Raw genomic sequence first — 24,526 nt, forward strand, 5'->3', positions numbered from 1 at the left:
GTTCAGTCTCCCAGGAAGTGCAAGGCCAGTCGGCGGTTGAGCTCCACGCCCGCCTCGAGGTCGGCGAGGCTGAGGCGCTCCTCCAGCGTGTGCGCCACGCGGATGCTGCCGGGCCCCGCCAGCACCACGGTGCGGTCCGGCACCAGGGCCCGCAGGGTGGGCGCGTCGGAGCCGAAGGGCATGGGGGCCCGCTCGAAGCCGGGAATCTCGGGGTAGCGGTCCGGCGGCTCGTCCAGCGTGAGGGCCACCGTGCCCTCGGGCGGCGCCAGCTGCCCGGCTTCGGCCACGAACGTGCTGCCGGGCAGGGTGCGGACCATGAGCCGCGCCTCGGCGGAGGCGGGGATGGAGTTGAGGGCCTCGCCCGCCCGGAGCAGGCCGAGGTTCCACACTTCCGGCCCCAGAGCGGGATCCACGGGGCGGGGCTGCTCCCGCAGGCGCTGGAGCCAGTCCAGCAGGGGCCAGGCCGCGTCGTGGCCCAGCTCGGGGCTGCCGCTGTGGGCGGCGACGCCCGCGCAGTGGAGGCGGAGGTGCTGGGCCCCGCGCTGGCCCGTGGCCAGCTTGAGGTCCGTGGGCTCGCCGTTGACGAGCGCGCGCAGCTCCCGCAGGCGGTCCGCCAGGGCCAGGGCCGCCGTGGCCCCGGCACTGTCGGTTTCCTCACCCACCACCCCCAGCCAGGCCAGGCCCTCGCGGCCCTCCGCCAGCAGGGCCTTCACCGCGCCGAGCTGGGCGGCGATCTGGCCCTTGGCGTCGCAGGCGCCCCGTCCGTGGAAGGCCTCGCCCTCCAGGCGGAGCGGCAGGTGGGGCGGCACGGTGTCGAGGTGGGTGGAGAAGAGGACCTTCGGCCTTCCCCACAGGGCCAGCACGTTGGTCCGGCCCTCGGCCACGGGCTGCTCCACGACCTGGGCGCCCAGACCCGCCAGCAGCGCCCGCAGCTCCGGCAGGCCCGCGTCCTCCCGGCCCGAGGTGGTCTCCTGGGCGCAGAGCCGCCGGAGGCTGTCGGTGAGCCAGCTTCGGAGATCAGCGGGGGTGGCGTTCATGGAAACCTCGGCGGGCCGACGGTGCCATCTGGAACGCGGGGGGAAGGCTCCCACCGCCGCGCCTCAGGCCCTCCGCGCCGGGTGACCGGCACGACAGCCGCCGGGCTTTCGCCTCGACGTCCAGGGGCCGCGCCGATGATTCGCGAACCCTTCGGCGATCCTCCCCTTTCCCACCGGGTCATCGGGTTCATCGCCCTCGCCGCCGGTACTGATGGGGACCGCTCCTCCATCGGAACGTCCACCTTCCCATGCCGGAGGCCCCTTCCGCAACCGGCTATCTGAATTCTGACAGCAGGGCCTCGCCCCGGGGCCAGGGGCCGTGGCCCGAGGCCGGGTTCAGGTGCCCGCAGGGTCCCAGGTCCACGAAGCGGGCCCCCCAGTCTGTGGCCAGGGCCTGGGCCCGGGCCGGAGCCAGGAAGGGGGTCGTCCGACGAGGCCGCCAGGATGGCCGGGAAGGGCAGGCGCCGCCGCGGGATGGGGCCGAACCCCCGCAGGACCGGCGGCACGTCCGGGCGCTCCGGATCCGCGGGCGCCGCCAGGAGGGCTCCGCGGATCTCGCGATCATGCGCCTTCGCCCATGGGATGGCTCCATGGGACCTCCGTAGGCCGGAGTTCAGGCCTTCCGTGGCATCCGGACCGGCACCAGGGCATCCGCCAGCTGGCGCACGTAGCCGCTGAGGTCCGTCACCTCCTTCACGGCCCGGGGCGTGGCCCGCAGCAGCTGGAAGTAGCCCGCATAGGCGGCGTAGGCCAGCAGGGCCCGCTGGCGGGCCTCGGCTTCGGGGAGCCCCAGCGCCATGAAGGCCTCCGCGCCGAAGGCCAGGCGGCGCTCCGTGGCGCGGCGGAGGAAGGGCGCCACCCGCGGATCCTCCCCCGAGAGCGCCAGGGCGGCGAAGAAGAGGCCGTTCTCCACATCCTCGAAGGCCGCGAACAGCAGCACACGCAGGCGCCGCCGCGGATCAGCGATGCCCCCGTAGCGGGTCACGATGTCCGCGCTCTGGTCCTGCTCCCAGGCCGCCAGGGCCGCCTTGATGAGGGCGTCCCGGCTGTCGAAGTGCCAGTAGAAGCTCCCCTTCGTCACCCCCAGGGCCTGGGCCAGGGGCTCCACGGCCACGGCGGAGACGCCCTCCCGGATGATGAGGGCCTGGGCCGCCTTCACCCAGGCCTCCGGAGACAGGGGCTCGGCGGGTTTGCGGGGCTTCTTGCGGGGAGCGGGCATGGCGGCCTTGACAGCGGTCCGGCCCAGCATACCATACCATACCGTATGGCATCCATACGCATGCGTATTGAACCGGGAGGCCCCATGAAATCAAGGTCATTCTCCCTGCTTGCCGCCCTGATCCTGCTCACCACCGGCTGCGGCGTGCCCGAGACCGTGCAGCGGCGCAGCAGCCTCTCCGCCTACCTGGGCGCCAAGGCCCAGCCGGCGCCGGACCCGGCCGCCGGGCCGGCGCGCCTCCAGTTGCCCCTGCGACTCGGCATCGCCTTCGTGCCTGCCGACCCCACCCAGGTCAAGGGCGACGCGGCTCTGGCCAGCCCCATGGGGGCCCTGGCCCCGGGCCAGGAACAGGAACTGCACCAGCAGGTGGTCGGCGTCTTCGAGCAGAAGCCCTGGGCCCAGAGCTTCAAGGTCATCCCCTCCCTCTATCTCACCAAGGGCGGAGGATTCGAGGATCTCGACCGTGTGGCCCGCAGCTTCGGCGTGGACGTGGTGGCCCTGGTCTCCGTGGACCAGGTGCAGTTCAGCAGCCCCCGCTGGTACGCCTGGACCTACTGGACCCTGGTGGGTGCCTACATGGTGAAGGGCGACAAGAACGACACCACCTCCATGGTGGACGCGGCCGTCTACCACGTGCCGTCACGCACCTTCCTCTTCCGGGCCGGGGCCGTGGGCACGGCCAAGGGCGGCTCCACCTGGTCCCGGCGGGAGGAGGCCTTCCGCCAGCAGCGCCGGGAGAGCCTGGCCCAGGCCATGGCCCAGCTCTCCACCTCCCTCGACCAGGGCGTCGCCACCTTCAAGCAGGACCTGCTCAAGGGCGCCCGCAAGGACGTCATGCTCGTGGACAAGGACGGGAACCCCCTGGGCAGTCCCGCCTACGATCCCGCCCGCCGCTGACCTTTTCCCAGGAGCCCCGATGCCCCACCTCCTCCTCGCCGCCCTGCTGGCTCTGCTGACCGCCCTCGGCTGCAACGCGCCCCAGACCCACGTCCGCCGCAGCAGCCTCATGGACTACCTCTACCCCAAGGAGAAGGCCGCGCCCCTGCCCAACCCCGCCGGGGCCCGGCTCAAGCTGCCCCTGCGGCTCGGCATCGCCTTCGTGCCCGGAGGCGGCGCCTCTTGGCGGGTGCAGAACCTCATGGCCCCGGGCCAGGAGAAGCAGCTGCTGGACGTGGTGAAGCAGAGCTTCAAGGACCGGCCCTGGATCTCGGAGATCAAGCTCATCCCCAGCGCCTACCTCCGCGCCGGCGGCGGCTTCGACAACATGGACCAGGCGGCCCGCATGTACGGCGTGGACGTGATGGCCCTGGTGAGCGTGGACCAGATCCAGAACACAGACCCCCGCTGGTACAGCTTCACCTACCTCTCCATCGTGGGCGCCTACGTGCTGCCCGGCGATGCCAATGACACGAACACGCTCATCGATGCCGCGGTCTACGACGTGGCCAGCCACACCTTCCTGCTGAGGGCCCCGGGCCAGAGCAGGGTGAAGGGCAGCTCCACCTGGGCCTACCGGGAGAAGCAGCTCCGCGAGCACTCGGCCAAGGGCCTGGAGCTGGCCATGGCCGACCTGGCCAAGAACCTCGACGCCGAGGTGGGCACCTTCAAGGCCGAGGTCGCCCGGGGCGAACGCAAGGATGTGGACGTGGTGGACCGTCAGGGCGTCTCCCTTCGCCAGAGCGGCGGCCGGAACTTCGGCGGCGGCTTCGGCTGGGCCGAGACCTTGGGAGCGCTCCTCCTCCTCGGTGCGGCCCTCCGGATGCGGCGGGCCTGATGGATCCCCTTGCCCTCAGCGCCGAGGCCCTGCGGGAGCCCTGGCGCCTCTGGACGGGCCATCTCGTCCACTTCGGCGGAGCCCACGCCCTGGCCAACGCCATCGCGCTCGCCGTGCCCTGGATCCTCGCCGCGTCCGGGGACCGGCGGAAGCTGGCCCTCGCCATGGTCTTCATCCCGCCCCTGCTGAGCCTGCTGCTGCTGCCTTCGCTGGGAGACGCCGAGTACCGCGGCGCCTCGGGCCTGGCCTGCGCCCTCTGGGCCCAGGCGGGCCTGGGGCTCCTCCTCCGCCGGGAGCCCGTACCGGTGGGCGCCCTCCTCCTGGGCGGCCTGGCCCTCAAGCTGATGCTGGAGGCCGCCCTGGGCGCCCCCTTCCTGGTCCGGGCCGAGGGCTGGCAGTCCCTGCCCCAGGCCCACCTCTGGGGCGCCCTGCTGGGCCTGGGGGCCGGGCTCGCCGGCTCGGGCCTCCCCGGCCGGGGCATCCCCGCCGGACCCGGGCCTGAGCCGGAGGTACACTGGGGGTTCGGAGCGCCCCATGTCCCTCGTCATCGCCGGTAGGACCTTCAGCAACCGCCTCGTGCTGGGCACGGGCAAGTACAAGGACTTCGCCACCATGCAGGCCTGCTACCGGGCCGCGCGGGTGGAGATGGTCACCCTGGCCGTGCGCCGCTTCGACCTGGCCGCCAAGGGCGAGGACAACATCCTCAACTGGATCCCCAAGGACATCGCCCTGCTGCCCAACACCGCCGGCTGCTACACCCGCGAGGACGCGCTGCGCGTGGCGCGCCTGGCCCGCGAGGCCCTGGACACCCCCTGGGTGAAGCTGGAGGTCATCGGCGACGCGAAGAGCCTCTACCCCGACAACGAGGAGACCCTGGAGGCCGCGAAGATCCTCGTGAAGGAGGGCTTCACGGTGCTGCCCTACGTGAACGCCGACCCCATCCTGGCCAAGAAGCTCTGCGACGTGGGCTGCGCCGCGGTCATGCCCCTGGGCAGCGCCATCGGCTCGGGCCTGGGCGTACAGAACCCCATGACGCTGCTGCTCATCAAGGAGGTCGTGGAGGCCTACCAGCTGCCGATGATCGTGGACGCCGGCGTGGGCACCGCCTCCGACGCCGCCCTGGCCATGGAGCTGGGCGCGGACGGCGTGCTGCTCAACACCGCCGTGGCCGAGGCCGGCGAGCCCACCAAGATGGCCCAGGCCATGGACCACGCCGTGCAGGCCGGCCGCCTGGCATTCGAGAGCGGGCGCATGCCCAAGCGCCTCTACGCCAGCGCCAGCAGCCCGGTTGCGGGCGTGGTGGGCCGCTAGGGCCAGGCCCTCCGCAGATCCTCCGCGAAGGTCCCGAGCGCTTCGGCCAGGGGCGATTCCCGTCGCCAGGCCAGCACCAGGGTGCGCCCGGGGACAGGGCGGCCGAAGGGGCGCAGGGCCAGCGGCGCGCGGCTCGCCTCCACCGGGATGGAGAGGCCGGGCAGCAGGGTGAGGCCCAGGCCCGCCGCCACCATCTGCACCAGGGTGGGCAGGCTGGAGGCCCGGAAGTCCACCTCCCGCGCCCCGGCCTCCCCGCAGAAGGCCAGGGCCTGGTCCCGCAGGCAGTGGCCATCCTCCAGCAGGAGGAGGGGTTCCCCCTCCAGGTCCCGGAGGCTCACCTGGGCCTTCTGCGCCACGGGGTGGTGGATGGGAGCCGCCAACAGGAAGGGATCCTTCCGCAGGGGCACGCGCGCCAGGTCGCCCAGGTCTGTCCCCTCCGCCAGGAGGGCCGCCTCCAGCCTCCCGGCCCCCAGTTCCACCAGCAGCACGGGGGTGCGCTCCTCCCGCAGCTTCAGGCGCAGGTCCGGGTGGGCGGCCGCCAGGGCTGGCAGCACCTCCGGCAACAGGTAGGGCGCCACCGTGGGGATGACGCCCAGGCGCCAGGTGCCCTGGAAGGGATCCCGCCAGGCCTGGGCCGAGGCCACCAGGTCCCGGGCCTCCTGCAGGATGCGGCGGGCCCGGGCTACCACCGCCTCGCCCGCGGGCGTGAGGAGCACCCGCCGGTGGTCCCGCTCGAAGAGCCGCAGGCCCAGAGTGGCCTCGATCTGCTGGATCTGGGCGCTGAGGCTGGGCTGGGAGACATGGACCCGCTCGGCGGCCCGGTGGAAGCCCAGGGTGTCCGCCAGGGCCACCAGGTACTCCAGCTGCCGGAGGGAGAGGTCCGAGGGACGCACCATGGCGCCGAGCATGGCAGCGGCGATCGCCAAAGCCAAGATCGCGTCTTCACGATGATAGTTCCCGCCTATCAATCCGATCCGCAAGAAGTATCGGCCGGGGGCCCCCCGGGGACCTATGTTGGGGACCCGATCCCGGAGGAGCCATGTCCAAGCTGAAAGGCACCCGCACCCACCAGAACCTGAAGGACGCCTTCGCGGGCGAATCCCAGGCCAACCGCCGCTACCTCTACTTCGCCAAGGTGGCCGACATCGAGGGCTACCCGGAGGTGGCCGGCAACTTCAAGGAGACTGCCGACGGCGAGACCGGCCATGCCCACGGGCACCTGGACTACCTGAAGGTGGTGGGCGACCCCGCCACGGACCTGCCCATCGGCGACACGGCCCTGAACCTGAAGTCCGCCATCGCCGGCGAGACCTACGAGTACACCGACATGTACCCGGGCATGGCCAAGACCGCCCGCGAGGAGGGCTTCGCGGAGATCGCCGACTGGTTCGAGACCCTCGCCAAGGCCGAGAAGAGCCACGCCGGCCGCTTCCAGAAGATGCTCGAGTCCATCAGCTGAACCCCGGGGGCGCGCCATGGCCGAGCACTACCAGGTGGGCGACCATGCGCGCCCCCACACCACGCCGGGCGAGCGCATCAGCTATCTGGCGGGTCCTGGCACCGTCTACGACCCAGCGGATTCCCGCTATTGGGACGAGGCCCTGCTGAAGGAGGAGGTGGAGCGGGCCTTCGAGATCTGCCACGGCTGCCGCATGTGCTTCAAGTACTGCGATACCTTCCCGGGCCTCTTCGACCTGCTGGACCAGAAGTACCAGGGCGATGTCCGCGCCCTCACGAAGGCAGAGCGCGACGGCGTCATGGAGGACTGCTTCCAGTGCAAGCTCTGCGAGGTGCAGTGCCCCTACACGCCCAGGGAGGGCCACGCCTTCGCCCTGGACTTCCCCAGGCTCGTGCACCGCTACCAGGCCCAGCGCCGGAGGCGGGAGGGCGGCACGCTGCGGGACAAGCTCCTGGGCGACCCGGATCTCTCCGCCAAGCTGGCCCGGGCCTCCTTCGGCCTGGCCAACACCATGAACCGGGTGACGATCCACCGCTGGTTCATGGAGAAGGCCCTGGGCATCCACCGGGAGGCCCAACTGCCGGACTTCGCCTCCGCGACATTCGAAGCCTGGGCCGAGAAGAGCGGCCGCATCCAGGAGAAGCCCGGCGCCGAGGCCGTGCTCTTCCAGACCTGCATCGTGCAGAACAACGAGCCCCAGCTCGGCAAGGACACGCTGGAGGTGCTGGAGAAGAACGGCTGCCGGGCCGGCTGCGTGAAGGGGCTCCAGTGCTGCGGCATGCCCGCCTGGGAGCACGGCGATTTGGAGAGCCTCCGGAGGCAGGCCCACGCCAACCTCGACGCGCTCCTGCCCCACGTGGAGGCGGGATCGCTGGTGCTGGCCATCAACCCCACCTGCGCCATGATGCTGCGCCAGGAGTACCCGGAGCTGCTGGAGGGGGAGGACCGGGAGCGGGCGAAGAAGCTCGCCGCCGCCGTGCGCGACCCGGCGGAGTTCCTCTGGTCCATCCGGAACGAGCCTCGAGCCAACTGGACCTTCGAGTCCAGCCCCGGCCCCATCGCGTACCACGCGCCCTGCCACCTCCGGGCCCAGCGCATCGGCTTCAAGGGCCGCGACCTGCTCAAGAAGATCCCCGGCGTCTCCATCGTCTCGGTCATGGAGTGCTGCGGCCACGACGGCACCTACGCCATGCGCGCCGAGACCTACGAGGCCAGCCGGCGCGTGGGCCAGAAGGCCTTCACGGGCATGCAGGGCACCGAAGCGGCAGAGGTCTGGGCCACGGAGTGCCCCCTGGCGGGCATGCAGTTCGAGCACCACGCGGGCCGGCGGGCCCTGCATCCCATGACCATCCTGGCCCGCGCCTACCGGAAGGACGGGTTCCCGAAGGCCGTGGAGCCAAAGGCGGAGGGATGATGGTGCGGGTCGAACGGTCCGAGATCCTGGACTTCCTCACCTACGCCGACCGCCGCGACGCCATCCGGGCCTCCGCCATGGCCGCCAAGGACCTGCGGCGCGTCCACCTGGGCGAGCACCTCACCCTGCTCTTCGAGAACCGGGAGACGATCCGCTACCAGATCCAGGAGATGGTGCGCGCCGAGCAGATGGTGCGGGAGTCCGACATCCAGCACGAGCTGGACACCTACAACGCCGTGCTAGGCGGAGACGGGGAGCTGGGCTGCACCCTGCTCATCGAGATCACCGACGCCGCGCTCCGGCCCGTGCTCCTGCGTCGCTGGCGGGGCCTGCCGGGCCACCTGCGCCTGACCTTCACGGACGGCAGCCGGGCGACGGCCCGGTTCGACGACACCCAGATGGACGGGGAGCGCCTCTCCTCCGTGCAGTTCCTCCGCTTCCCCGTGGGCGACCGCGTCCCCGCGGGCCTGGTGGTGGACCTGCCGGAGCTCGCCGCCAGCACCCCGCTCAGCCCCGCCACCCGGCGAGCCCTGCTGGAGGACCTGGGCCGGCCCCCGGCGGAGGCATAATGCCCCCATGCCCGACCTCGACCTCGCCCCCCTGGAGTGCCGCGTCCTCGGCTGCCTGCTGGAGAAGCAGCTCAGCACGCCGGACGTCTATCCCCTCTCGCTGAACGCCCTGGTGAACGCCTGCAACCAGTCCAGCAACCGGGAGCCCGTGCTGGCGGTGACGGAGGCGGAGGCCCAGGCGGCCGTGAACGCGCTCATCGCCCGGGGCCTGGCGGAGACCTGGCCGGGCCGCGTGCTGAAGATCGCCCACACGGCCAAGCCCACCTGGAACCTCTCGGTGCAGGAGGGGGCCCTGCTGGCGGAGCTGCTGCTGCGCGGTCCCCAGACGCCCGGTGAGCTGCGCACGAACACGAAGCGCATGTACGCCTTCCCCGACCTGGCGGAGCTCGAGGCCTGCCTGGCGGCCCTGATGGACGCAGAGCCCCCCCTGGCTGTGCGCCTGGCGCGGGCCCCGGGCGCCCGGGAGGCGCGCGTGGCGCACCTGCTGGCGGGCCCCGTGGCAGCCGAGGCGGCGCCTGTCCGCACCAGCCCGTCTGCGGCCCCGGGCCGGGTGGAGCAGTTGGAGGCCGAGGTCGCTTCGCTGCGCGAGGAGCTTGGGGCCCTGCGCCAGGCCTTCGAGGCCTTCAGGGCCCAGTTCTAGAGGTCACCGTCCTAAAGGTCGCCGTAGGCCACGTTCAGGGCCCGGAGGCCGGCCACCAGATCGCCCCGGCGGGCGGGGTCCACCTGGAGCACCAGGTGGAAGGGCTGGGGGGCCAGGTCCTCGGCCGCATCCGCCAGCACCGCCATGAGCGTGGTCCCGTCCTCCGGCGGCGCGTCCTGCAGCAGCTGGTCCGCCTCCAGGATCAGGAAGGTGCCCCCCTCGGGCAGGTCCGAGAGACAGTCCCGCAGGCTGTCCCAGGTGCCGCCGAAGTGGGGCGGGAACTGGGCCGCGGCGGCCCACTCATCCAGGAGCCCCGCCCGGGTGCGCATGCGGTCGCCCCGCAGCCAGCGGAGCAGGCGGCCCGGCGCCACAGGCGCGGCGTCCACCAGGGCCGAGGCCGAGCCGGACCACACGTGCACCCGTGGCCGCCGGGTCGAGGCCAGGAAGGACCAGTCCACGCTGCCCATCACTTCACCTCGGCGAAGGTACGGTAGTGGTCCGCGGTGTACCAGGCGCGTCCGTCGCTGCCCGTCACCAGCCGCTCAGCGCCGCGGTTGCGGCCCTCAGCCTTGGGATACACATCCCACTCTCGGTACTCGATGCGCTTGCGGCGGGCGTCGTAGCGCGGCAGTTCGCCTTCGTAGTTGCCGAAGACGCGGCCGCCCACGTAGCCCGGAGGGGCATAGCCGTGCTGGCGGATGTAGGCGAGGGTCTCGCGGGCCGCCGGAGGCACCGGATCGCTGGGCGCGGCCCGCCGCACCTGGGCCGCCGGAGTCTGGGCCTGGGGCGGGGGCGGCGCCTCGGGACCGCAGGCCGTCGGCATCAGCAGGGCGGCCAGGGCCACCAGGCCACAGGCCAGGTGCGCGAGGATCCTCCGCCAGCGGGTCATGGGGTCTCCTGGGAAGCGGGGAACCAGTGTACTGCTACCCGGGCTGGTTCGCCGTGGTGATGGTCTCCAGGCCGTGGGCCTTGGGCCCAGTCTCCGCGCGGCGCAGCAGGTAGGCGAAGAGGAAGCCGAAGAAGCCCAGGCTGCTGAAGATCCACATGCCCAGCCGGTAGCCCGCGGGGTTGGCGGCGCCGGCGGCGGCGTGGTCGTTGGCCCAGCCGATGAGGAAGTTGAAGCCCGCCAGGCCCACGTTCTGGATCAGCGTCATGAGGCCGTAGGCCGTGCCCAGCTTCTCCTCGGGCACCAGGTAGGCCACGGAGGGCCACATCACTGCCGGGATGAGGCTGAAGGCGATGCCCATCATAGCCATGGGCACGAAGAGGCTCACGCGGGTGTAGGCCATGAGCAGGTAGACAGGGATGAGCAGCAGGCTCCCCACCATCATGAACAGGGCCCGCTTGCCCACGCGGTCCACCATCAGGCCGAAGAGGGGCGTGCCGATCATGGCGAAGAGGGTGAGCATGGAGGAGAGGAAGCCGCCGGTCTCGCGGCTCACGCCGTGGGCGTCCTGGAAGAACTTCACGGCGAAGGTCTGGAAGGGGAAGATGCCGCTGTAGAAGGTGATGCACAGGGCCACCACGAACCAGTAGGTGGGGCTGAACTTCAGGAGGTCGCCCCAGACCACCTTGTCCGTGCCGCCCTGGCCACCCAGGGCGTACTTCCGGGCCGCGCCGTTCTCCATGAGCCAGTAGATGCCCGCGGCGATCACGCACACGGCGCCGAAGACCGCGGCGATGAGCAGTGGCGTGCGCCAGGAGCCAAAGGCCCAGCGGGCCCAGGTGGGACTGTTGAGGGCCGCGAAGGAGCCCAGCCGCGCGATGAGCAGGTTGATGCCGAAGGCGAAGCTCAGCTCCTTGCCCCGGAACCACTGGGCGATGGCCGCGGTGACGGCCACGATGAGGCTCTCCGCCCCGAGGCCGAAGACCAGGCGGCCCGAGGCCATGACCCACAGCTTCGGGCTGAGGGCCGTGAGCAGGGCCCCCAGGAAGCAGAGGATCCCGAAGAGGAAGGTGGCCTTCTTCACCCCGATTCGGTCGATGAGGATGCCGCCGATGAGGACCATCACGATGTTGGGCACGCTGTAGATGCCCTGGAGCAGGCCGATGTTTGCGTCGGAGAAGCCCAGCTGCTTCTGGAGCACGTCCGCCAGGGGGCTGATGGCGTCGTAGACGTAGTAGTTGCCGAACATGGCCAAGCTGATCACCACCAGCACCAGCCAGCGGAAGGCTGCGGGCGGGGGCGGAAGGGTGCGGAGGGTGGATTCGGAGGTCATGCGGCTCCCGGGGCGTTTCCCCGATGGTGACAGGGGCCCGTGGGAACCTGTAAATAGAACTGATTCTCAAAAAAATTCATATCTCTTAACAGGCTGACTTTGCCTTCTGCCGCCTAGGATTCATCCACGCACCTCAGTCCTTGTCATCCCCATCCACCCATCTGGAGCTCAGGCTCCCTGGAGGTCACCATGCCGTCCCGCCTCTCCCTTCGCCTCGCCGCCGCCGCGCTCCTGGTGGTGCCGGCCTTCGCCGCCCGCCCCGCGGACTCCCCCCTCGCCGACGAGGCCCGCCGCCATCTGGACGCCCGCGTCTTCCAGCTGGGCCTGGACCGGAACGCCGGCTTCGCCACCAAGAACGTCTTCGAGGAGGCCACCGGCGAGGCCCATGTCCGCATGAACCAGTTCTACAAGGGTGTGCGCGTGTTCGAAGGCGAGGCCATCGTGCACATGAAGGGCAGCGCCGTCACCGGCCGCACGGACGCGCTGGTCCGCGGCCTCAACCTGAACGTGACCCCCACCCTGGGCGGCGCCGAGGCCCTGGCCGTGGCCCACCAGTCCCTGGCCCCCAAGGGCGCCTACGCCCACACCCCCACCTCCGAGCTCGTCGTGGTGAACGTGGGCCACCCCACCCTGGCCTACCACATCCACACGGAGCTGGAGAACGGCGCCGATGAGACCCGCCACACCGACTTCCTCGTGGACGCCCACAGCGGCGCCATCCTGGAGCAGTGGAGCACCCTCCACACCGTGAGCGGCACCGGCAACTCCCAGTATTCCGGCACCGTCACCATCAACACCACGGCCAACGGCGCCACCTACGACCTGCGCGACACGGTCCGCGGCATGAACTTCGCGACCTACAACCTCAACCACGCCACCACCGGCACCGGCACCCTCTACAACGACGCCGACAACACCTGGGGCGACGGCGCCAACTACATCGCCGGCGGCAGCACCATCAACGCCAACGGCCAGACCGCGGCCGTGGACGCCCACTATGGCGTGGGCCTCACCTACGACTTCTACAAGAACATCTTCGGTCGCAACGGCATCGACGGGATCGGCACCGCCACCTACAGCCGCGTGCACTACAGCAGCGCCTACGACAACGCCTTCTGGTCCGACAGCTGCTTCTGCATGACCTACGGTGACGGCTCCTCCTTCAAGTCCCTCGAGTCCATCGACGTGGCCGGCCACGAGATGAGCCACGGCGTCTGCGCCCGCACCGCCAACCTGACCTACCGCGGCGAGTCCGGCGGCCTGAACGAGGCCAACTCGGACATCTTCGGCACCATGGTCGAGTTCATGGCCCACGGCGGCGGCACCACCACCGTCCCCAACTACACCAACATCGCCTCCACCATCAACGTCTACTGGACGGGCACCACCACCCCCACGCCCTCCACGAACAAGTCCATCCCCGCCGCCAACTACTACATCGGCGAGCAGCTGGCCACCGCCAGCTACTACCGGCCCCTGCGCTTCATGCACAAGCCCAGCCTGGACGGCAAGAGCCCCGATGCCTGGTCCAAGACTCTCGGCCGCCTCGACGTCCACTACAGCTCCGGCGTGGCCAACCACTTCTTCTTCCTCCTCTCCCACGGCAGCCAGATCGACAGCTTCTCCGACGGCATCCAGTCCCCCATGGCCAACGGCGTCACCAGCATCGCCGGCCTGGGTAACGACAAGGCCGCCCGCATCTGGTATCGCGCGCTGACGGTCTACATGACCAGCAGCACCAACTACGCCGCCGCCCGCACCGCCACCCTGAGCGCCGCCGCGGACCTCTACGGCGCCGGCTCCGTGGAGTACAACACCGTCAACACCGCCTGGAAGGCCGTGAACGTCCTCTAGGACCTTCTCCCCGCCCACAGCGCCCCGGCCCCGCCGGGGCGCTGTCCGTTCAGGGGACTTCCCCTCAGGCCGCTTCCCCGGGGAAGCCCCCTGCCCGATAGTGGTGCATGATGACCGCCTCCACCCGGCGCACCTGCCCCAGCTGCCAGACCCGCCTCTCCCCCCTCGCGGCGGAGTGCCCGGAGTGCGGCCTGGCCCTGGCCCCGCCGCGGCAGGGGCGGCCCATGCTCTTCCAGGCCTCGGCCCTGGCCCATGTCGCCATGGAAGCGCCTCCCCGGGCCCTGACGGCCCCGGCCCTGGGGCGGGTGGCGGCGGTGGCCGTGGACGTGGCCCCGGAGGAGCTGGCGCGCCCCGGCGCCCTCCCCCCACCTCCGCCTGAACCCGCCCCTTCCCCCGTCGCCCTCGGGTTCCAGGGACCGGTCTCCAGCTTCTGGCCCCTGGTGAAGGTGGAGGCCTCGGAAGCCCTCCTCCTCGTGCTTGTGCAGACCCTGGCGCTGTCCCTGCCCGCCTGGGCCCTGGGCGTGTCTCCCGTCCGCCTCCTGACGGGCGCCTGGCTCCTGGTGGTGCCCTACCTCCTGGCCGTGTCCTGGGTCCTCTTCATGGCCCCCATGGTGCTCACGGGCCAGTCCCCCCTCATGGCCTCCTTCGGCGTGACCCTGCCGGAGAACAGCCCGGAGCGCCGGATCACCTTCTCCCTCGTCCACATGCTGTCCGTGCTCTGCTTCCCCCTCAGCTTCCTCTGCATGGTGCTGGACCCCCGGCACCGGACCCTGGGGGAGCTGCTCAGCGGGCTGGAGCTGCTGGCCCGGCCCACGGGCCGGATGCGCTGAGCCCTATTCGGGCAGGTGCATGGGCACGGAGGTGACGATCACGTCCTCCTTCAGCAGCAGGGCCGCCTTGATGCGCAGGGCGCTCTGGTTGTGCAGGAACTGCTGCCACCACTTGTGGGTGATGAACTCCGGCAGGATGACCGTGATGGCCAGCTCCGGCTCGGCGCGGTGGAGCCGTTCCACCTCCTCGATGATGGGTTCCACGATCTTGCGGTAGGGACTGGGCAGGCAGCGCAGGGGGATGCCCATGCCGTAGATGGTCCAGTCGGCGCGCAGCTTCTCGATGGCGGGGCTCTCCCGGGCGCCGTCGGAGCCCAGGTCCACGGTCAAGGCCTCCACCCGGTCCCCCGCGATGAGACGCCCATAGAGCAGGGCCTGCACCACCCCCCGGTGGATCCCGTTCACCAGCACCAGGGCGTGGTGCTTCGTGGGGAGGAAGGCGTCCGTGCGGCTCGCCGCCAGCTTGCCCTTCACACCCACGTAGTGGCGCCGGATGCTGAAGTGGACCACCACCAGCAGGGGCACCAGCAGGATCACGATCCAGGCCCCGTGGATGAATTTGGTGATGGCGATGTCCAGCAGCACCACGCAGGCGGTGACGGCCCCCAGGCCGTTGATCGCCGCCTTCAAGTGCCAGTGCGGCCCCCGGACCTTCCGCCAGTGCATCACCATGCCCGTCTGGCTGATGGTGAAGCCCATGAACACGCCAGCGGCGTAGAGGGGCAGCAGCACGTCCGTGTTGGCGTGGAAGGTCCAGACCAGGAGCCCCGAGAAGAAGAAGAGGATGAGGATGCCGTTGGAGAACACCAGGCGGTCCCCCTGGCTGGCGAACTGGCGGGGGAGGAAGCCGTCCCGGGCCTGGAGGGCCGCCAGCCGGGGGAAGTCCGCGAAGGCGGTGTTCGCCGCCACCACCAGGATGGCGAAGGTGAAGCCCTGGGCCACGTAGTAGATCAGCTTGGGCAGGCCATGGCTGACGTCGCCGAGGATGGCCTTGTTCAGCTTGGAGAGCAGCGTCTCCGCCACCACGGAGGGATCCGCGCTGTGCTGGTAGGTCACGCCGAGGCGGTGGGCCAGGAGGGTGATGCCCAGGAACATGACCGCCAGGAGCCCCACCATCCAGAGCATGGTCTTGGCGGCGTTGGGTCCGGCGGGATCGCGGAAGGCCGTGGTGCCGTTGCTGATGGCCTCCACGCCCGTCAGGGCCGTGCAGCCGGCGCTGTAGGCCCGCATGAACACCCACACCATGGTGAGGCCCGCCAGGTGCGAACCCTGCTGGGCGGCCTGCTGCACCTGTGCCGGCGAGGGCCCGCCCTGGAGGAGGAGCCGCAGCGTCCCATAGGCCAGCAGCAGGAGGATGCTGAGGACGAACCCGTAGGTGGGGATGGCGAACAGCGCGCCGCTCTCCTTGACGCCCCGCAGGTTCATGAGGGCGATGAAGCCGATGGCCAGCAGGGTCAGGAGGACGTTGTGGCCCTGGAGGGCCGGCAGGGCCGCCGTAATGGCCGCCACGCCCGACGAGACGGACACCGCCACCGTCAGGATGTAGTCGAGCAGCAGGGAGGCCCCCGCGGTCAGGGCGGCGAGATCTCCGAGGTTCTCCATGGCCACGATGTAGGCGCCCCCGCCGCCCGGGTAGGCGAGGATGGTCTGCCGGTAGCTCACGGCCAGGATGGCCAGCAGGGCCACGATGCCCAGGGCCACGGGGATGGACCAGCCGAACATGGCGTAGCCCGCCACGCCGGCCAGGGCCCCGGCGCCGAGGGCCTGGCCCATGGTACTGGACAGAGAGGCCATGATCTCCTGGGTGGCGTAGGCCACGGAGGAGAGCGCGTCGGAGCTGAAGACAGCCAGGGCGACGGGGTTGCTGATCTTGGTGTGCTGGGTCTCTTCGCTGGACAGCCGGCGCCCCAGCAGGATCCGCCTCAAGCTCTGCATCCGTGTCTCCCGGACAGCACGCTACTCCAGTATGGGCTCCAGGTGGTAGGGGATCGAGATCACCACGGTCTTGGGCTTCATGAGCAGCGTGCCCTTGATGCGCCAGGCGGTCTGGTTGTGCAGCAGGTTGGCCCACCAGTGGCCCGTCACGAACTCCGGCAGGATCACCGTGATGGTGTACTCCGGTTCCACGCGGCGCATGCGGTCCAGCTCCTCCACGATCGGCTCGACGATCTTGCGGTAGGGGCTGCGGATGGAGCGCAGGGGGATGCCCTCGCAGTAGCGCGGCCAGTCGGAGCGGAGCTTCTCCAGGGCCGCGCTGTCCCGCCCGTGCTCGTCGGGGAAGTCCACGGTGAGGGCCTCCACCTCGCCGTGGTCCGCGATCACCTTGGCGTAGTTCAGCGACTGCACCACGCCGGAGTGGATGCCGGAGACCAGCACCACCACGCGGTTCTTGCGGGGGGTGATGAAGTCGGCGCGGCTGCCGGCCAGGATGGACTTCACGCGGATGTAGTGCCGGTGGATGTTGTAGAAGGTCATCACCATCAGCGGCAGGACCAGCACCACCACCCAGGCCCCGTGGGTGAACTTCGTCATCGTGATCACCGCCATCACCACCAGGGTGGTGATGGCGCCCGCGCCGTTGATGAGCGACTTGAAGGCCCAGCGGCGGCCCCGGAGCTTCAGCCAGTGCCGCACCATGCCCATCTGGGAGAGGGTGAAGCCCAGGAACACGCCCACGGCGTAGAGCGGCAGCAGGTGGTGCTCACGGGCGTTGAAGATCCACAGGAGGACGCCCGACAGGAAGGACAGGATGAAGATGCCGTTGGAGAACACCAGGCGGTCGCCCTGGCTGGCGAACTGGCGGGGCAGGAAGCCGTCCCGGGCCATCATGGCCGCCAGGCGCGGGAAGTCCGCATAGGCCGTGTTGGCCGCCAGGCAGAGGATCAGCATGGTGAAGGCCTGCATGATGAGGTAGATCGCGTGCGGGAAGCCGGCGCCGTCGCCCAGGATCCGCCGCTCCAGCATGGAGAGGAGCGACTCCCCGTCCCCCAGGTAGACGATTCCGAAGTGGTTCGCCAGCCAGGTGATGCCCAGGAACATGGCGCCCAGCATGAGCACCATGGCGATCATGGTCTTGCCCGCGTTGCGGGAGGTGGGCTCCCGGAAGGCGGACACGCCGTTGGAGATGGCCTCCACGCCTGTGAGCGCCGTGCACCCGGCGGCGTAGGCCTTCATGAACACCCAGATGGCGATCCAGCCCGGCAGGGGGGGGGCCACCGCGGCGTGGTGCTCGCCGACCGCCACGCCCCCGGCGAAATAGCGCCAGAAGCCGAGGCCGATGATGGCGAACATGGAGATGACGAACCCGTAGGTGGGCACGGCGAACACGGCGCCGCTCTCCTTGACCCCGCGCAGGTTCATGAGCCCGATGAAGGCCACCACCGCGAGGGCGAGGGCCACCCGGTGGGCGTCCGCCCCCGGGAAGGCGCTGGTGATGGCGGTGACGCCCGCGGAGACGCTCACGGCCACCGTCAGGACGTAGTCCACCAGGAGGGAGGCGCCCGCCACCTGGGCCGGCAGCTCGCCCAGGTTCTCCTTGGCCACGATGTAGGCCCCGCCGCCGCTGGGGTAGGCGAAGATCGTCTGGCGGTAGCTGATGGTCAGGATGGTGAGAAGCAGCACGATGCCCACGGCCACGGGCCAGGACCAGGACAGCACCGCCGGACCGAAGGCGGCCATGGCCATGTAGGGGCCCAGGACGGCCATGATCTCGCCCGTGGCGTAGGCCACGGAGGAGAGCGCGTCGGAGCTGAACACCGCCAGGGCGACGGGGTTGCTGATGCGGGCTTCGTGGGTCTCCTCGCTGGCGAGGCGGCGACCCAGCAGGAGGCGTCGGACATTGGCCATCTCGGAGGCTCCAGGATCAGCGGGCCATCAGCCAGAGGCCGGACAGCGTGGCGGCGAGCCCCACCAGCTTGGAGGGCTGGAGCTGCTCGCGGAAGAGGAGGAAGGCCACCAGGGCCACGAGGACGAAGTTCGCATTCATGATGCCCACAGCCACCGCAGCCTTGGCGCCGCGGAAAAAGCTTTCATTCACGGCGACCAGGGCCGCGGCCGTGGCGATCCCCGCCACCAGCGCCCAGACCATTCCGCCGGCGGAACCCCCGGGGCGTCCGCGCCACAGCCAGTAGGCCAGCGCCAGGGGCGCCTCGCCCACCACCACCCAGAGCAGGACCGCAGCGGGCTGGAGCCCGTGCTGGACCGCCGCCTTCATCCCCAGGTTGCCCAGGCCCATGAGGACCATCGCCGCCAGCGCCCAACCGAACCACGCCATACCCTGTCTGCTCCGAAGGAAGGACCCATGATGACCCGGGGGAACCCATTATGGCGGCAGGCGCCGCCTGTGGGGACAAGGGTTGACGGACGCCACAGGGCCCCGGCAGCCGGGAAGCCGCCAGGGAGCGGTTGGCGAACCGGCCCGCCTACGGGAAACTGGAGCTTCGCAAGGAGGGCGGATGCCCCGATTCTCGAAGCGCGCGGGCCGCGAAGTGCTGGAAGGGCATCCCCGCCTCCCGGACTGGATCACCAAGGAGCGGGTGAAGCTGGGCGACCTCCACGGCATGAAGGCCGGCCTCCGGGACTCGCGCCTGCACACGGTCTGCGAGGAGGCCCGCTGCCCCAACCGTACCCACTGCTTCACGCACGGGACCGCCACCTTCCTCCTCATGGGCGAGGTCTGCACCCGCGCCTGCGGCTTCTGCAGCATCCAGAGCGGCAGGCCCCGCCTCCTGGACCCCCACGAGCCCGCGGAGACCGCCGCGCGGGTGGCGGCCCTGGGCCTGCGCTTCGCGGTGCTCACCTCGGTGAACCGGGACGACCTTCCGGACGGGGGAGCCGCCCACTTCGCGGAGACCGTGCTGGCCATCAAGCGCCGCAACCCGGGCGTGGGCGTGGAGGTGCTGGTACCCGACTTCCTGGGCGACCTCGACGCCGTGGCCCGCGTGGTGGCCGCCGGCCCCGCCGTCTTCAACCACAACACCGAGACCGTACCCAGCCTCTACCCCGAGGTCCGGCCCGCCGGGAGGTTCGAGCGATCGCTTCGCGTGCTGGCGCACGCGAAGGAAATGGGAAAAGCGCTGTATGGGGAGGCCTTCCGCACCAAGAGCGGCCTCATGCTCGGGCTCGGTGAAGCCGAGACCGAGCTTTTGACGACCTTCGAGGCCCTCGCAGCCCACGGCGTGGACATCCTCACCCTGGGCCAGTACCTGCGCCCCACGCGCCACCAGCTGCCCGTGAAGCGCTATGTCCATCCCGACGAGTTCGCCGAGCTGGGCCGCAAGGCCAAGGCCTTCGGCTTCCAGGCCGTCTACGCCGGGCCCCTCGTGCGCTCCAGCTTCAACGCCCACGAAGTGGCGGAGATGGAAGGCATCAGCATCGCCTGATCAGTCCCGCCGCGGCTCCACCACGATGGCCGCGGGCTCCGCGGGGCAGGCGAACACGCAGAGGCCGCAGCCCGTGCAGACCTCGGCCTCCACCACGGGATGGCCCACGGCTTCGCCCTCGCCGGGCGGGGCGATGCGGATGGCCTCCTCGGGGTAGGGGCAGCGGTCCACGCAGACGCGGCAGGCGCGGGGCTCCCGCTCCAGGTCGCCCCAGGTGACGCAGAGGGCCGGCTTCACGCGGGCCGTGCCCATGCGCACGGCCTTCGGCCCCTCGATCACCGTGCCGTCCCGGAGGGTCCGCGTGGGCCAGACCAGGGCCTCGTCGTCGCACTCGGCCACACAGGGCAGCGTGGTGCAGAGGAAGCAGGGGATGCTCCGGGGGTCCAGGTAGGGGGTCTTCAGGCCCAGGCCGGCGCTGGGCCCGGCCTTGAGGATGGCGTTCTCGGGGCAGGCCCGCACGCACTTGTCGCAGCGGGTGCACTTGGTGAGGAACTCCAGCTCGTCCAGGGCGCCGGGGGGGCGCAGGAGCTTGGGCCCCAGGTTGGTCACCGCCTCCTCGACCCGGTTGGCCACGAAGCCCGCGAAGAGGGTCCCCAGGGACTTGAAGAAGTCGCCGCGTTCCTGGGGTTCATCGAGCTTCTTGTTGGCCACGGGATCCTCAGTCCATGAGTCCCAGCACCCTCAGGGTGGGCCGCAGGGTGCCCCAGAGCACGGGGTCGAAGCCCAGGGTGAGCACCCCGGCCTTCCCGTCGGAGGCCAGATCCAGGTGGGCCAGCAGGTCGTGGCTGATGGCCACGTCCCGGGAGCTGGGGGCGGCCTCCACCCAGGCCACGCCGGCCGGGGCCGCCTTCCTGGCCAGGGCGCGCCCTTCCGAAGCCCGGATCTGGAGGATGAGCAGGTCACCGTGGAAGGAGGGCACCCGGATTTCCATGAGGCGGCCCTTGCCGGCGGCGGGCGTCACGGGCACCACCTCGAAGGCCTGCCGGTAGCCCAGCTTCTCCAGGTCTGGATCCTCACCGTTGAGGATGGCCAGCGTCTGCTCCACGAGGCCATCCAGGCCCCGATCCCCCAGCCAGGCCACGGAGCGCAGGTGGGTGCCCCCCACCTCGCCCAGCCCATCCATGAGGGAGGGCAGGAGGGCCAGCACCTGCTCCAGGGCCGGACGGCCCCGGAGGGCCTTCACGCCCTTGGGCCAGGTCCCCGCCAGGGGCAGGGGATCCACCCGGGGCTCGGGCTCCGCCCGCAGGTCCAGGATGCGGCCAGGGAAGGCCGCCAGCAGCTCGGGGTCGGGCGAGTCCGCGAGGATCACCGCCTCGAGGCCCTCCAGCAGGGCCGGGGTGGGCGCGAAGACCACCAGGTCGCCCTCCTCCTCCTCGAGGGTGAGGGGGCCCGTGGACAGGGGCACCACCGAGGCCTCCCGGGCCTCCAGGGCATTCACGAGTTCACGTCCCAGGAGCGTCTGGGCGCCGATGACGGCGAGCTTCAGCATGTCGAACCTTTCGGGGTCAGTGTCAGACGCGGACGGCGGCTTCATCCGCCGGGGCGTGGTCCTTCAGGGCGGCGGCCACGGGCCCCGCCAGGAACCGGCGCACCTGGTCACCGGCCCGGCCCGTGAAGCGGCCGGCATCCAGCAGGGCGGCCAGCTCCGCCTCGCCCATGGCCCAGGCGGGATCCGCCGCCAGGAGCTTCAGCAACTCGTTGGGACGGCCCTCGGCCTTGATGCGGCGACCGGCCTCCAGGGCGGCCACGCGGAAGCGCTCGTGCAGGTCCTGGCGGTCGCCCCCCCGCTTCACGGCCTCCATGAGCAGCACCTCGGCGGCCATGAAGGGCAGCTCCTGGGCCAGGCGGGCCTGGATCATCTTCGGGTAGACCACCAGGCCCGAGGCCACGTTGCGGAGGAGCACCAGGATGGCGTCCGCGGCCAGCAGACCCTGGCTGATGGTGAGGCGACGATGGGCGCTGTCATCCAGGGTGCGCTCCATCCATTGGGTGGCGCTGGTCTGGTAGCTGGAGGGCATGAGGCCCAGCACGAAGCGGGCGAGGCTGTTGATGCGCTCGCTTCTCATTGGGTTGCGCTTGTAGGGCATGGCGCTCGAACCGATCTGCTTGGACTCGAAGGGCTCCTCGACTTCCTTCAGGTGCTGGAGCAACCGCAGGTCGCAGGCGAACTTCGAGCTCGAGGCCGCGATGCCACAGAGCACCTGGCCGATGCGGTCCTCCAGCTTGCGGGTGGCCGTCTGGCCGCTGACGGGGATGGCGGGAAAGCCCACCTTGGCGCAGAAGCGCGCCTCCAGGGCCTCCACCTGGTCGCCGTCGCCTTCGAAGAGCTCCAGGAAGCTGGCCTGGGTGCCCGTGGTGCCCTTCACGCCGCGGACGGGTGTGGTGCGGATGAGGTGGTCCAGGTCCTCCAGGTCCAGGAGCAGGTCCTGGATCCACAGGCTGGCACGCTTGCCCACGGTGGTGGGCTGGGCGGGCTGGAAGTGCGTGAAGCCCAGTGTCGGCTGGTCCTTCCACTGGTCCGCGAAGGCCGCCAGGGCCGCGATCACGTCCTGGAGGCGGCGGCGCAGCAGGGCCAAGGCCTCCTGCACGATGAGCAGGTCCCCGTTGTCCGTGACGAAGCAGCTGGTGGCGCCCAGATGGATGATGGGCCGGGCCCCCGGAGCCTGCTCGCCCCAGGCGTGGATGGCCGCCATGACATCGTGGCGCAGGGCGGATTCGTGCTTCGCGATGGCATCCAGGTCCACCTGGTCCTGGGTGGCCTTCAGTTCGGCGATCTGGGCCTTCGTCACGGGCAGGCCCAGCTCTGATTCCGCCTCCGCCAGGGCGATCCAGAGGCGGCGCCACACGCGCTGGCGGTAGAGGGGCGAGAGCAGACGCACCATGGCCCGGCTGGCATAGCGGCTGGCCAGGGGATGCTCGAATCGCTCCAGCTCGGAGCCGTCGTGGGGCGGGAGGAAGGACATGGGAACTCCGGCCCTCCAGTGTCTCACAGCCTCCGACCTGTGATTCCGCTCACGAACAGGCTTCCATGCTCGCCGCGAAGCGCGGCTAGGATAGGGCATCACCCTGGAGCCTCCGCCATGTACGAAGTGATCCGAACCTCCGATCCCGCTGTGTTCCAGGCCCTGGATCTGGAGGTCCAGCGCCAGCGGCAGCACCTGGAGCTCATCGCGTCGGAGAACTACGCCTCCCGCGCCGTCATGCAGGCCATGGGCTCGCACTTCACCAACAAGTATGCGGAGGGCTACCCCGGCAAGCGCTACTACGGCGGCTGCAGCCAGGTGGACATCGTGGAGAACCTGGCCCGGGACCGCGCCAAGCAGATCTTCGGGGCCGAGCACGCCAACGTGCAGCCCCACAGCGGCGCCCAGGCCAACATGGCGGTCTACCTCGCCGCCCTCAAGCCCGGTGATACGGTCATGGGCCTGGACCTGGCCCACGGCGGCCATCTCACCCACGGCCACCCCCTGAACAGCTCTGGCATCCTCTACAAGTTCGTGCCCTACCACGTGCGCAAGGAGGACGAGCGCGTGGACATGGACGAGGTGCGCGACCTGGCCCGCCAGCACCGTCCGAAGATGATCGTCGTCGGCGCCTCCGCCTACAGCCGCACCTGGGACTTCAAGCGCTTCCGGGAGATCTGCGACGAGGTGGACGCCCTGCTCATGGTGGACATGGCTCACATCGCGGGACTGGTGGCCACGGGCCACCACCCGAGCCCCGTGCCCCACGCGGATTATGTCACCACCACCACCCACAAGACCCTGCGGGGCCCCCGGGGCGGCCTGATCCTCTGCAAGTCCCACTACGCCAAGGATCTGGATCGAGCGGTCTTCCCGGGCGTCCAGGGCGGCCCCCTCATGCACGTCATCGCCGCCAAGGCCGTGGCCCTCCACGAGATCATGCAGCCCGAGTTCAAGGCCTACAGCGGCCAGGTGATCCGCAACGCCCACGCCCTGGCCAAGGGCCTCCAGGAGCGCGGCTGGCGCATCGTCAGCGGCGGCACGGACAACCACCTCTTCCTGGTGGACCTGCGCGACCACGACCTCCTGGGCCACGAGGCCGAGACCTGCCTCCACCGGGCGGGCATGACCACCAACAAGAACGGCATCCCCTTCGACCCCAACCCGCCCCTCAAGCCCTCCGGCGTGCGCCTGGGCAGCCCCGCCCTCACGACCCGCGGCATGAAGGAGGAGGAGATGGATCAGATCGCCCGTTTCTTCGATGTCACCCTCCGCCACCGGGCCGATGAGTGCACCTTCGCCCGGGTCCGGCAGGAGGTCTTCCACCTGACGGATCAGTTCCCCATCCCCGAGTAATCCACTCCGCTCTGGCTACCCCCAAAACGCCCTGCGTTTTGGGGGTATGTTTTTGCAGGGGGGCGGCGTGATCGGGGTGGATGGGCTGTTCGTGTACGGGTCGCTGCGGGAGGGCGGGTCGAACCACGCCTGGCTGTTGAGGACCCACCCGGAGGGGATCACCAGGGCCTGGGTGGCGGGGCGCCTGTTCCACCTGCCCTTCGGGGAGCCGGCCCTGGTCCCCCGCCCCGAGCCCCAGGATCCCCCGCCGGGACCCGGCTGGACCCTGGGGGAGTTCGTGGGCTACGAGGACGATGCGGACCTGGAGGCGGCCCTGGCGGACCTGGACGGCCTGCTGGGTGTGGAGGAGGATCGCTGCGCCCGCGAGCTCCTGCCCGTGGTGCTCGAAGGCGGCCACCGGTACCACGCCTGGGTCCACGTGTTCCATGTGGAACGCCTGCCCCGCCTGGAGAAGGAGGCCGTGGAGCTGCTGGACGGTGACTGGGGGCCCTACCTCTAAC

General features: G+C 70.6%; 26 protein-coding genes, 1 pseudogene and 1 riboswitch. Of the genes and pseudogenes, 13 read left to right on the top strand and 14 right to left on the bottom strand.

Annotation, left to right across the window (positions count from 1 at the left end):
* Window positions 1–2: 2 nt before the first annotated feature.
* The 4 genes and pseudogenes from G398_RS15620 to G398_RS0102340 all read right to left on the bottom strand — a co-directional run bounded on the left by G398_RS15620 (window position 3) and on the right by G398_RS0102340 (window position 2,256).
* Window positions 3–1,037: a M20/M25/M40 family metallo-hydrolase gene (locus G398_RS15620; protein ID WP_052571194.1), complete on the bottom strand. Its 1,035-nt coding sequence runs from the start codon at window positions 1,035–1,037 to the stop codon at window positions 3–5.
* Between the two features lie 57 nt (window positions 1,038–1,094).
* A riboswitch (Lysine riboswitch) is annotated at window positions 1,095–1,274 on the bottom strand.
* A 37-nt stretch (window positions 1,275–1,311) separates the two neighbouring features.
* Window positions 1,312–1,401 carry an alpha/beta hydrolase gene (locus G398_RS22085; RefSeq protein ID WP_342669688.1) on the bottom strand — a complete coding sequence of 30 codons (90 nt, stop codon included), beginning with the start codon at window positions 1,399–1,401 and terminating at the stop codon, window positions 1,312–1,314.
* A gap of 112 nt (window positions 1,402–1,513) precedes the next feature.
* Window positions 1,514–1,654: pseudogene (locus tag G398_RS22090) on the bottom strand (hypothetical protein); the annotation flags it as partial.
* On the bottom strand, window positions 1,651–2,256 hold the full coding sequence (locus tag G398_RS0102340) for a TetR/AcrR family transcriptional regulator (RefSeq protein ID WP_026852401.1): 606 nt from the start codon (window positions 2,254–2,256) through the stop codon (window positions 1,651–1,653). The pseudogene G398_RS22090 and the gene G398_RS0102340, both read right to left, overlap by 4 nt.
* 84 nt (window positions 2,257–2,340) lie before the next feature.
* On the opposite strand from G398_RS0102340, the gene rhlP (G398_RS15625) reads away from it, so the two are divergent.
* From rhlP (G398_RS15625) to G398_RS0102360, 4 genes are read left to right on the top strand one after another with little or no spacing between them, the layout of a single operon-like run.
* Complete coding sequence (gene rhlP / locus G398_RS15625) at window positions 2,341–3,153, top strand: rhombotarget lipoprotein (RefSeq protein WP_052571199.1); 813 nt, start codon at window positions 2,341–2,343, stop codon at window positions 3,151–3,153.
* A 19-nt stretch (window positions 3,154–3,172) separates the two neighbouring features.
* On the top strand, window positions 3,173–4,030 hold the full coding sequence (gene rhlP / locus G398_RS0102350) for a rhombotarget lipoprotein (protein ID WP_026852402.1): 858 nt from the start codon (window positions 3,173–3,175) through the stop codon (window positions 4,028–4,030).
* A complete protein-coding gene (locus G398_RS19155) occupies window positions 4,030–4,587 on the top strand; it encodes a rhomboid family intramembrane serine protease (RefSeq protein ID WP_052571201.1) in 558 nt (185 codons plus the stop codon). Before rhlP (G398_RS0102350) ends, G398_RS19155 begins: the two co-directional genes overlap by 1 nt.
* Window positions 4,565–5,341 (top strand): thiazole synthase, encoded by a 777-nt coding sequence (locus G398_RS0102360; RefSeq protein WP_026852403.1) that lies wholly within the window; start codon window positions 4,565–4,567, stop codon window positions 5,339–5,341. The genes G398_RS19155 and G398_RS0102360 overlap by 23 nt, the downstream gene beginning before the upstream one ends.
* Here the strand turns inward: G398_RS0102360 and G398_RS15635 are convergent.
* Window positions 5,338–6,273, bottom strand: a complete 936-nt coding sequence (locus tag G398_RS15635) for a LysR substrate-binding domain-containing protein (RefSeq protein WP_211229030.1) — start codon at window positions 6,271–6,273, stop codon at window positions 5,338–5,340. The two genes, G398_RS0102360 and G398_RS15635, sit on opposite strands and share 4 nt — an antisense overlap.
* A gap of 107 nt (window positions 6,274–6,380) precedes the next feature.
* Between G398_RS15635 and G398_RS0102370 the strand changes: the two genes are divergently transcribed.
* From G398_RS0102370 to G398_RS0102385, 4 genes are read left to right on the top strand one after another with little or no spacing between them, the layout of a single operon-like run.
* Window positions 6,381–6,800: a rubrerythrin family protein gene (locus tag G398_RS0102370; RefSeq protein ID WP_026852404.1), complete on the top strand. Its 420-nt coding sequence runs from the start codon at window positions 6,381–6,383 to the stop codon at window positions 6,798–6,800.
* Window positions 6,801–6,816: 16 nt separating this feature from the next.
* Window positions 6,817–8,214, top strand: coding sequence for a heterodisulfide reductase-related iron-sulfur binding cluster (locus G398_RS0102375; RefSeq protein ID WP_052571203.1), 1,398 nt, complete (start codon window positions 6,817–6,819; stop codon window positions 8,212–8,214).
* Window positions 8,214–8,783 carry a DUF3501 family protein gene (locus G398_RS0102380; protein ID WP_026852406.1) on the top strand — a complete coding sequence of 190 codons (570 nt, stop codon included), beginning with the start codon at window positions 8,214–8,216 and terminating at the stop codon, window positions 8,781–8,783. Before G398_RS0102375 ends, G398_RS0102380 begins: the two co-directional genes overlap by 1 nt.
* 7 nt (window positions 8,784–8,790) lie before the next feature.
* Complete coding sequence (locus G398_RS0102385; RefSeq protein ID WP_026852407.1) at window positions 8,791–9,423, top strand: YceH family protein; 633 nt, start codon at window positions 8,791–8,793, stop codon at window positions 9,421–9,423.
* 11 nt (window positions 9,424–9,434) lie between these two features.
* Here G398_RS0102385 and G398_RS15640 read toward each other — a convergent pair whose 3' ends face one another.
* Genes G398_RS15640 through G398_RS0102400 form a run of 3 tightly spaced genes read right to left on the bottom strand, consistent with a single transcriptional unit; the run spans window position 9,435 to window position 11,642 of the window.
* The gene (locus G398_RS15640; RefSeq protein WP_043483143.1) at window positions 9,435–9,890 is read right to left on the bottom strand and encodes a barstar family protein; all 456 of its coding nucleotides are present in this window, start codon (window positions 9,888–9,890) and stop codon (window positions 9,435–9,437) included.
* Window positions 9,890–10,312: a guanyl-specific ribonuclease gene (locus G398_RS0102395; RefSeq protein ID WP_026852408.1), complete on the bottom strand. Its 423-nt coding sequence runs from the start codon at window positions 10,310–10,312 to the stop codon at window positions 9,890–9,892. Before G398_RS0102395 ends, G398_RS15640 begins: the two co-directional genes overlap by 1 nt.
* Before the next feature lie 34 nt (window positions 10,313–10,346).
* Window positions 10,347–11,642 (bottom strand): MFS transporter, encoded by a 1,296-nt coding sequence (locus tag G398_RS0102400; protein ID WP_026852409.1) that lies wholly within the window; start codon window positions 11,640–11,642, stop codon window positions 10,347–10,349.
* A 189-nt stretch (window positions 11,643–11,831) separates the two neighbouring features.
* On the opposite strand from G398_RS0102400, the gene G398_RS15645 reads away from it, so the two are divergent.
* Window positions 11,832–13,496: a M4 family metallopeptidase gene (locus G398_RS15645; protein ID WP_052571204.1), complete on the top strand. Its 1,665-nt coding sequence runs from the start codon at window positions 11,832–11,834 to the stop codon at window positions 13,494–13,496.
* Between the two features lie 110 nt (window positions 13,497–13,606).
* Window positions 13,607–14,326, top strand: coding sequence for a hypothetical protein (locus tag G398_RS0102410; protein ID WP_157492253.1), 720 nt, complete (start codon window positions 13,607–13,609; stop codon window positions 14,324–14,326).
* A gap of 3 nt (window positions 14,327–14,329) precedes the next feature.
* On the opposite strand, the gene G398_RS0102415 is transcribed toward G398_RS0102410, so the two are convergent.
* Genes G398_RS0102415 through G398_RS0102425 form a run of 3 tightly spaced genes read right to left on the bottom strand, consistent with a single transcriptional unit; the run spans window position 14,330 to window position 18,599 of the window.
* On the bottom strand, window positions 14,330–16,261 hold the full coding sequence (locus G398_RS0102415; RefSeq protein ID WP_026852411.1) for an APC family permease: 1,932 nt from the start codon (window positions 16,259–16,261) through the stop codon (window positions 14,330–14,332).
* A gap of 21 nt (window positions 16,262–16,282) precedes the next feature.
* Window positions 16,283–18,172, bottom strand: a complete 1,890-nt coding sequence (locus tag G398_RS0102420; RefSeq protein ID WP_026852412.1) for an APC family permease — start codon at window positions 18,170–18,172, stop codon at window positions 16,283–16,285.
* A 16-nt stretch (window positions 18,173–18,188) separates the two neighbouring features.
* Window positions 18,189–18,599, bottom strand: coding sequence for an EamA family transporter (locus G398_RS0102425; RefSeq protein WP_026852413.1), 411 nt, complete (start codon window positions 18,597–18,599; stop codon window positions 18,189–18,191).
* A gap of 181 nt (window positions 18,600–18,780) precedes the next feature.
* Here G398_RS0102425 and lipA point away from each other — a divergent pair, with 181 nt between their 5' ends.
* Window positions 18,781–19,707 carry a lipoyl synthase gene (gene lipA / locus G398_RS0102430; RefSeq protein ID WP_084511864.1) on the top strand — a complete coding sequence of 309 codons (927 nt, stop codon included), beginning with the start codon at window positions 18,781–18,783 and terminating at the stop codon, window positions 19,705–19,707.
* Here lipA and G398_RS15650 read toward each other — a convergent pair whose 3' ends face one another.
* The 3 genes from G398_RS15650 to purB are packed head-to-tail and all read right to left on the bottom strand — an operon-like array spanning window position 19,708 to window position 22,670.
* On the bottom strand, window positions 19,708–20,358 hold the full coding sequence (locus G398_RS15650) for a 4Fe-4S dicluster domain-containing protein (RefSeq protein WP_052571209.1): 651 nt from the start codon (window positions 20,356–20,358) through the stop codon (window positions 19,708–19,710). It lies immediately after the preceding gene.
* 7 nt (window positions 20,359–20,365) lie between these two features.
* A complete protein-coding gene (locus tag G398_RS0102440) occupies window positions 20,366–21,196 on the bottom strand; it encodes a hypothetical protein (protein WP_026852415.1) in 831 nt (276 codons plus the stop codon).
* Between the two features lie 22 nt (window positions 21,197–21,218).
* A complete protein-coding gene (gene purB, locus G398_RS0102445) occupies window positions 21,219–22,670 on the bottom strand; it encodes an adenylosuccinate lyase (RefSeq protein ID WP_052571211.1) in 1,452 nt (483 codons plus the stop codon).
* Window positions 22,671–22,787: 117 nt separating this feature from the next.
* Here purB and G398_RS0102450 point away from each other — a divergent pair, with 117 nt between their 5' ends.
* Together G398_RS0102450 and G398_RS0102455 are read left to right on the top strand one after the other, a co-directional pair.
* Window positions 22,788–24,026: a serine hydroxymethyltransferase gene (locus G398_RS0102450; protein WP_026852417.1), complete on the top strand. Its 1,239-nt coding sequence runs from the start codon at window positions 22,788–22,790 to the stop codon at window positions 24,024–24,026.
* A 67-nt stretch (window positions 24,027–24,093) separates the two neighbouring features.
* Window positions 24,094–24,525: a gamma-glutamylcyclotransferase family protein gene (locus G398_RS0102455; RefSeq protein WP_026852418.1), complete on the top strand. Its 432-nt coding sequence runs from the start codon at window positions 24,094–24,096 to the stop codon at window positions 24,523–24,525.
* Window position 24,526: the final 1 nt, after the last annotated feature.

It is taken from the genome of Geothrix fermentans DSM 14018 (genome assembly GCF_000428885.1).
GTDB classification, from domain to species: domain Bacteria; phylum Acidobacteriota; class Holophagae; order Holophagales; family Holophagaceae; genus Geothrix; species Geothrix fermentans.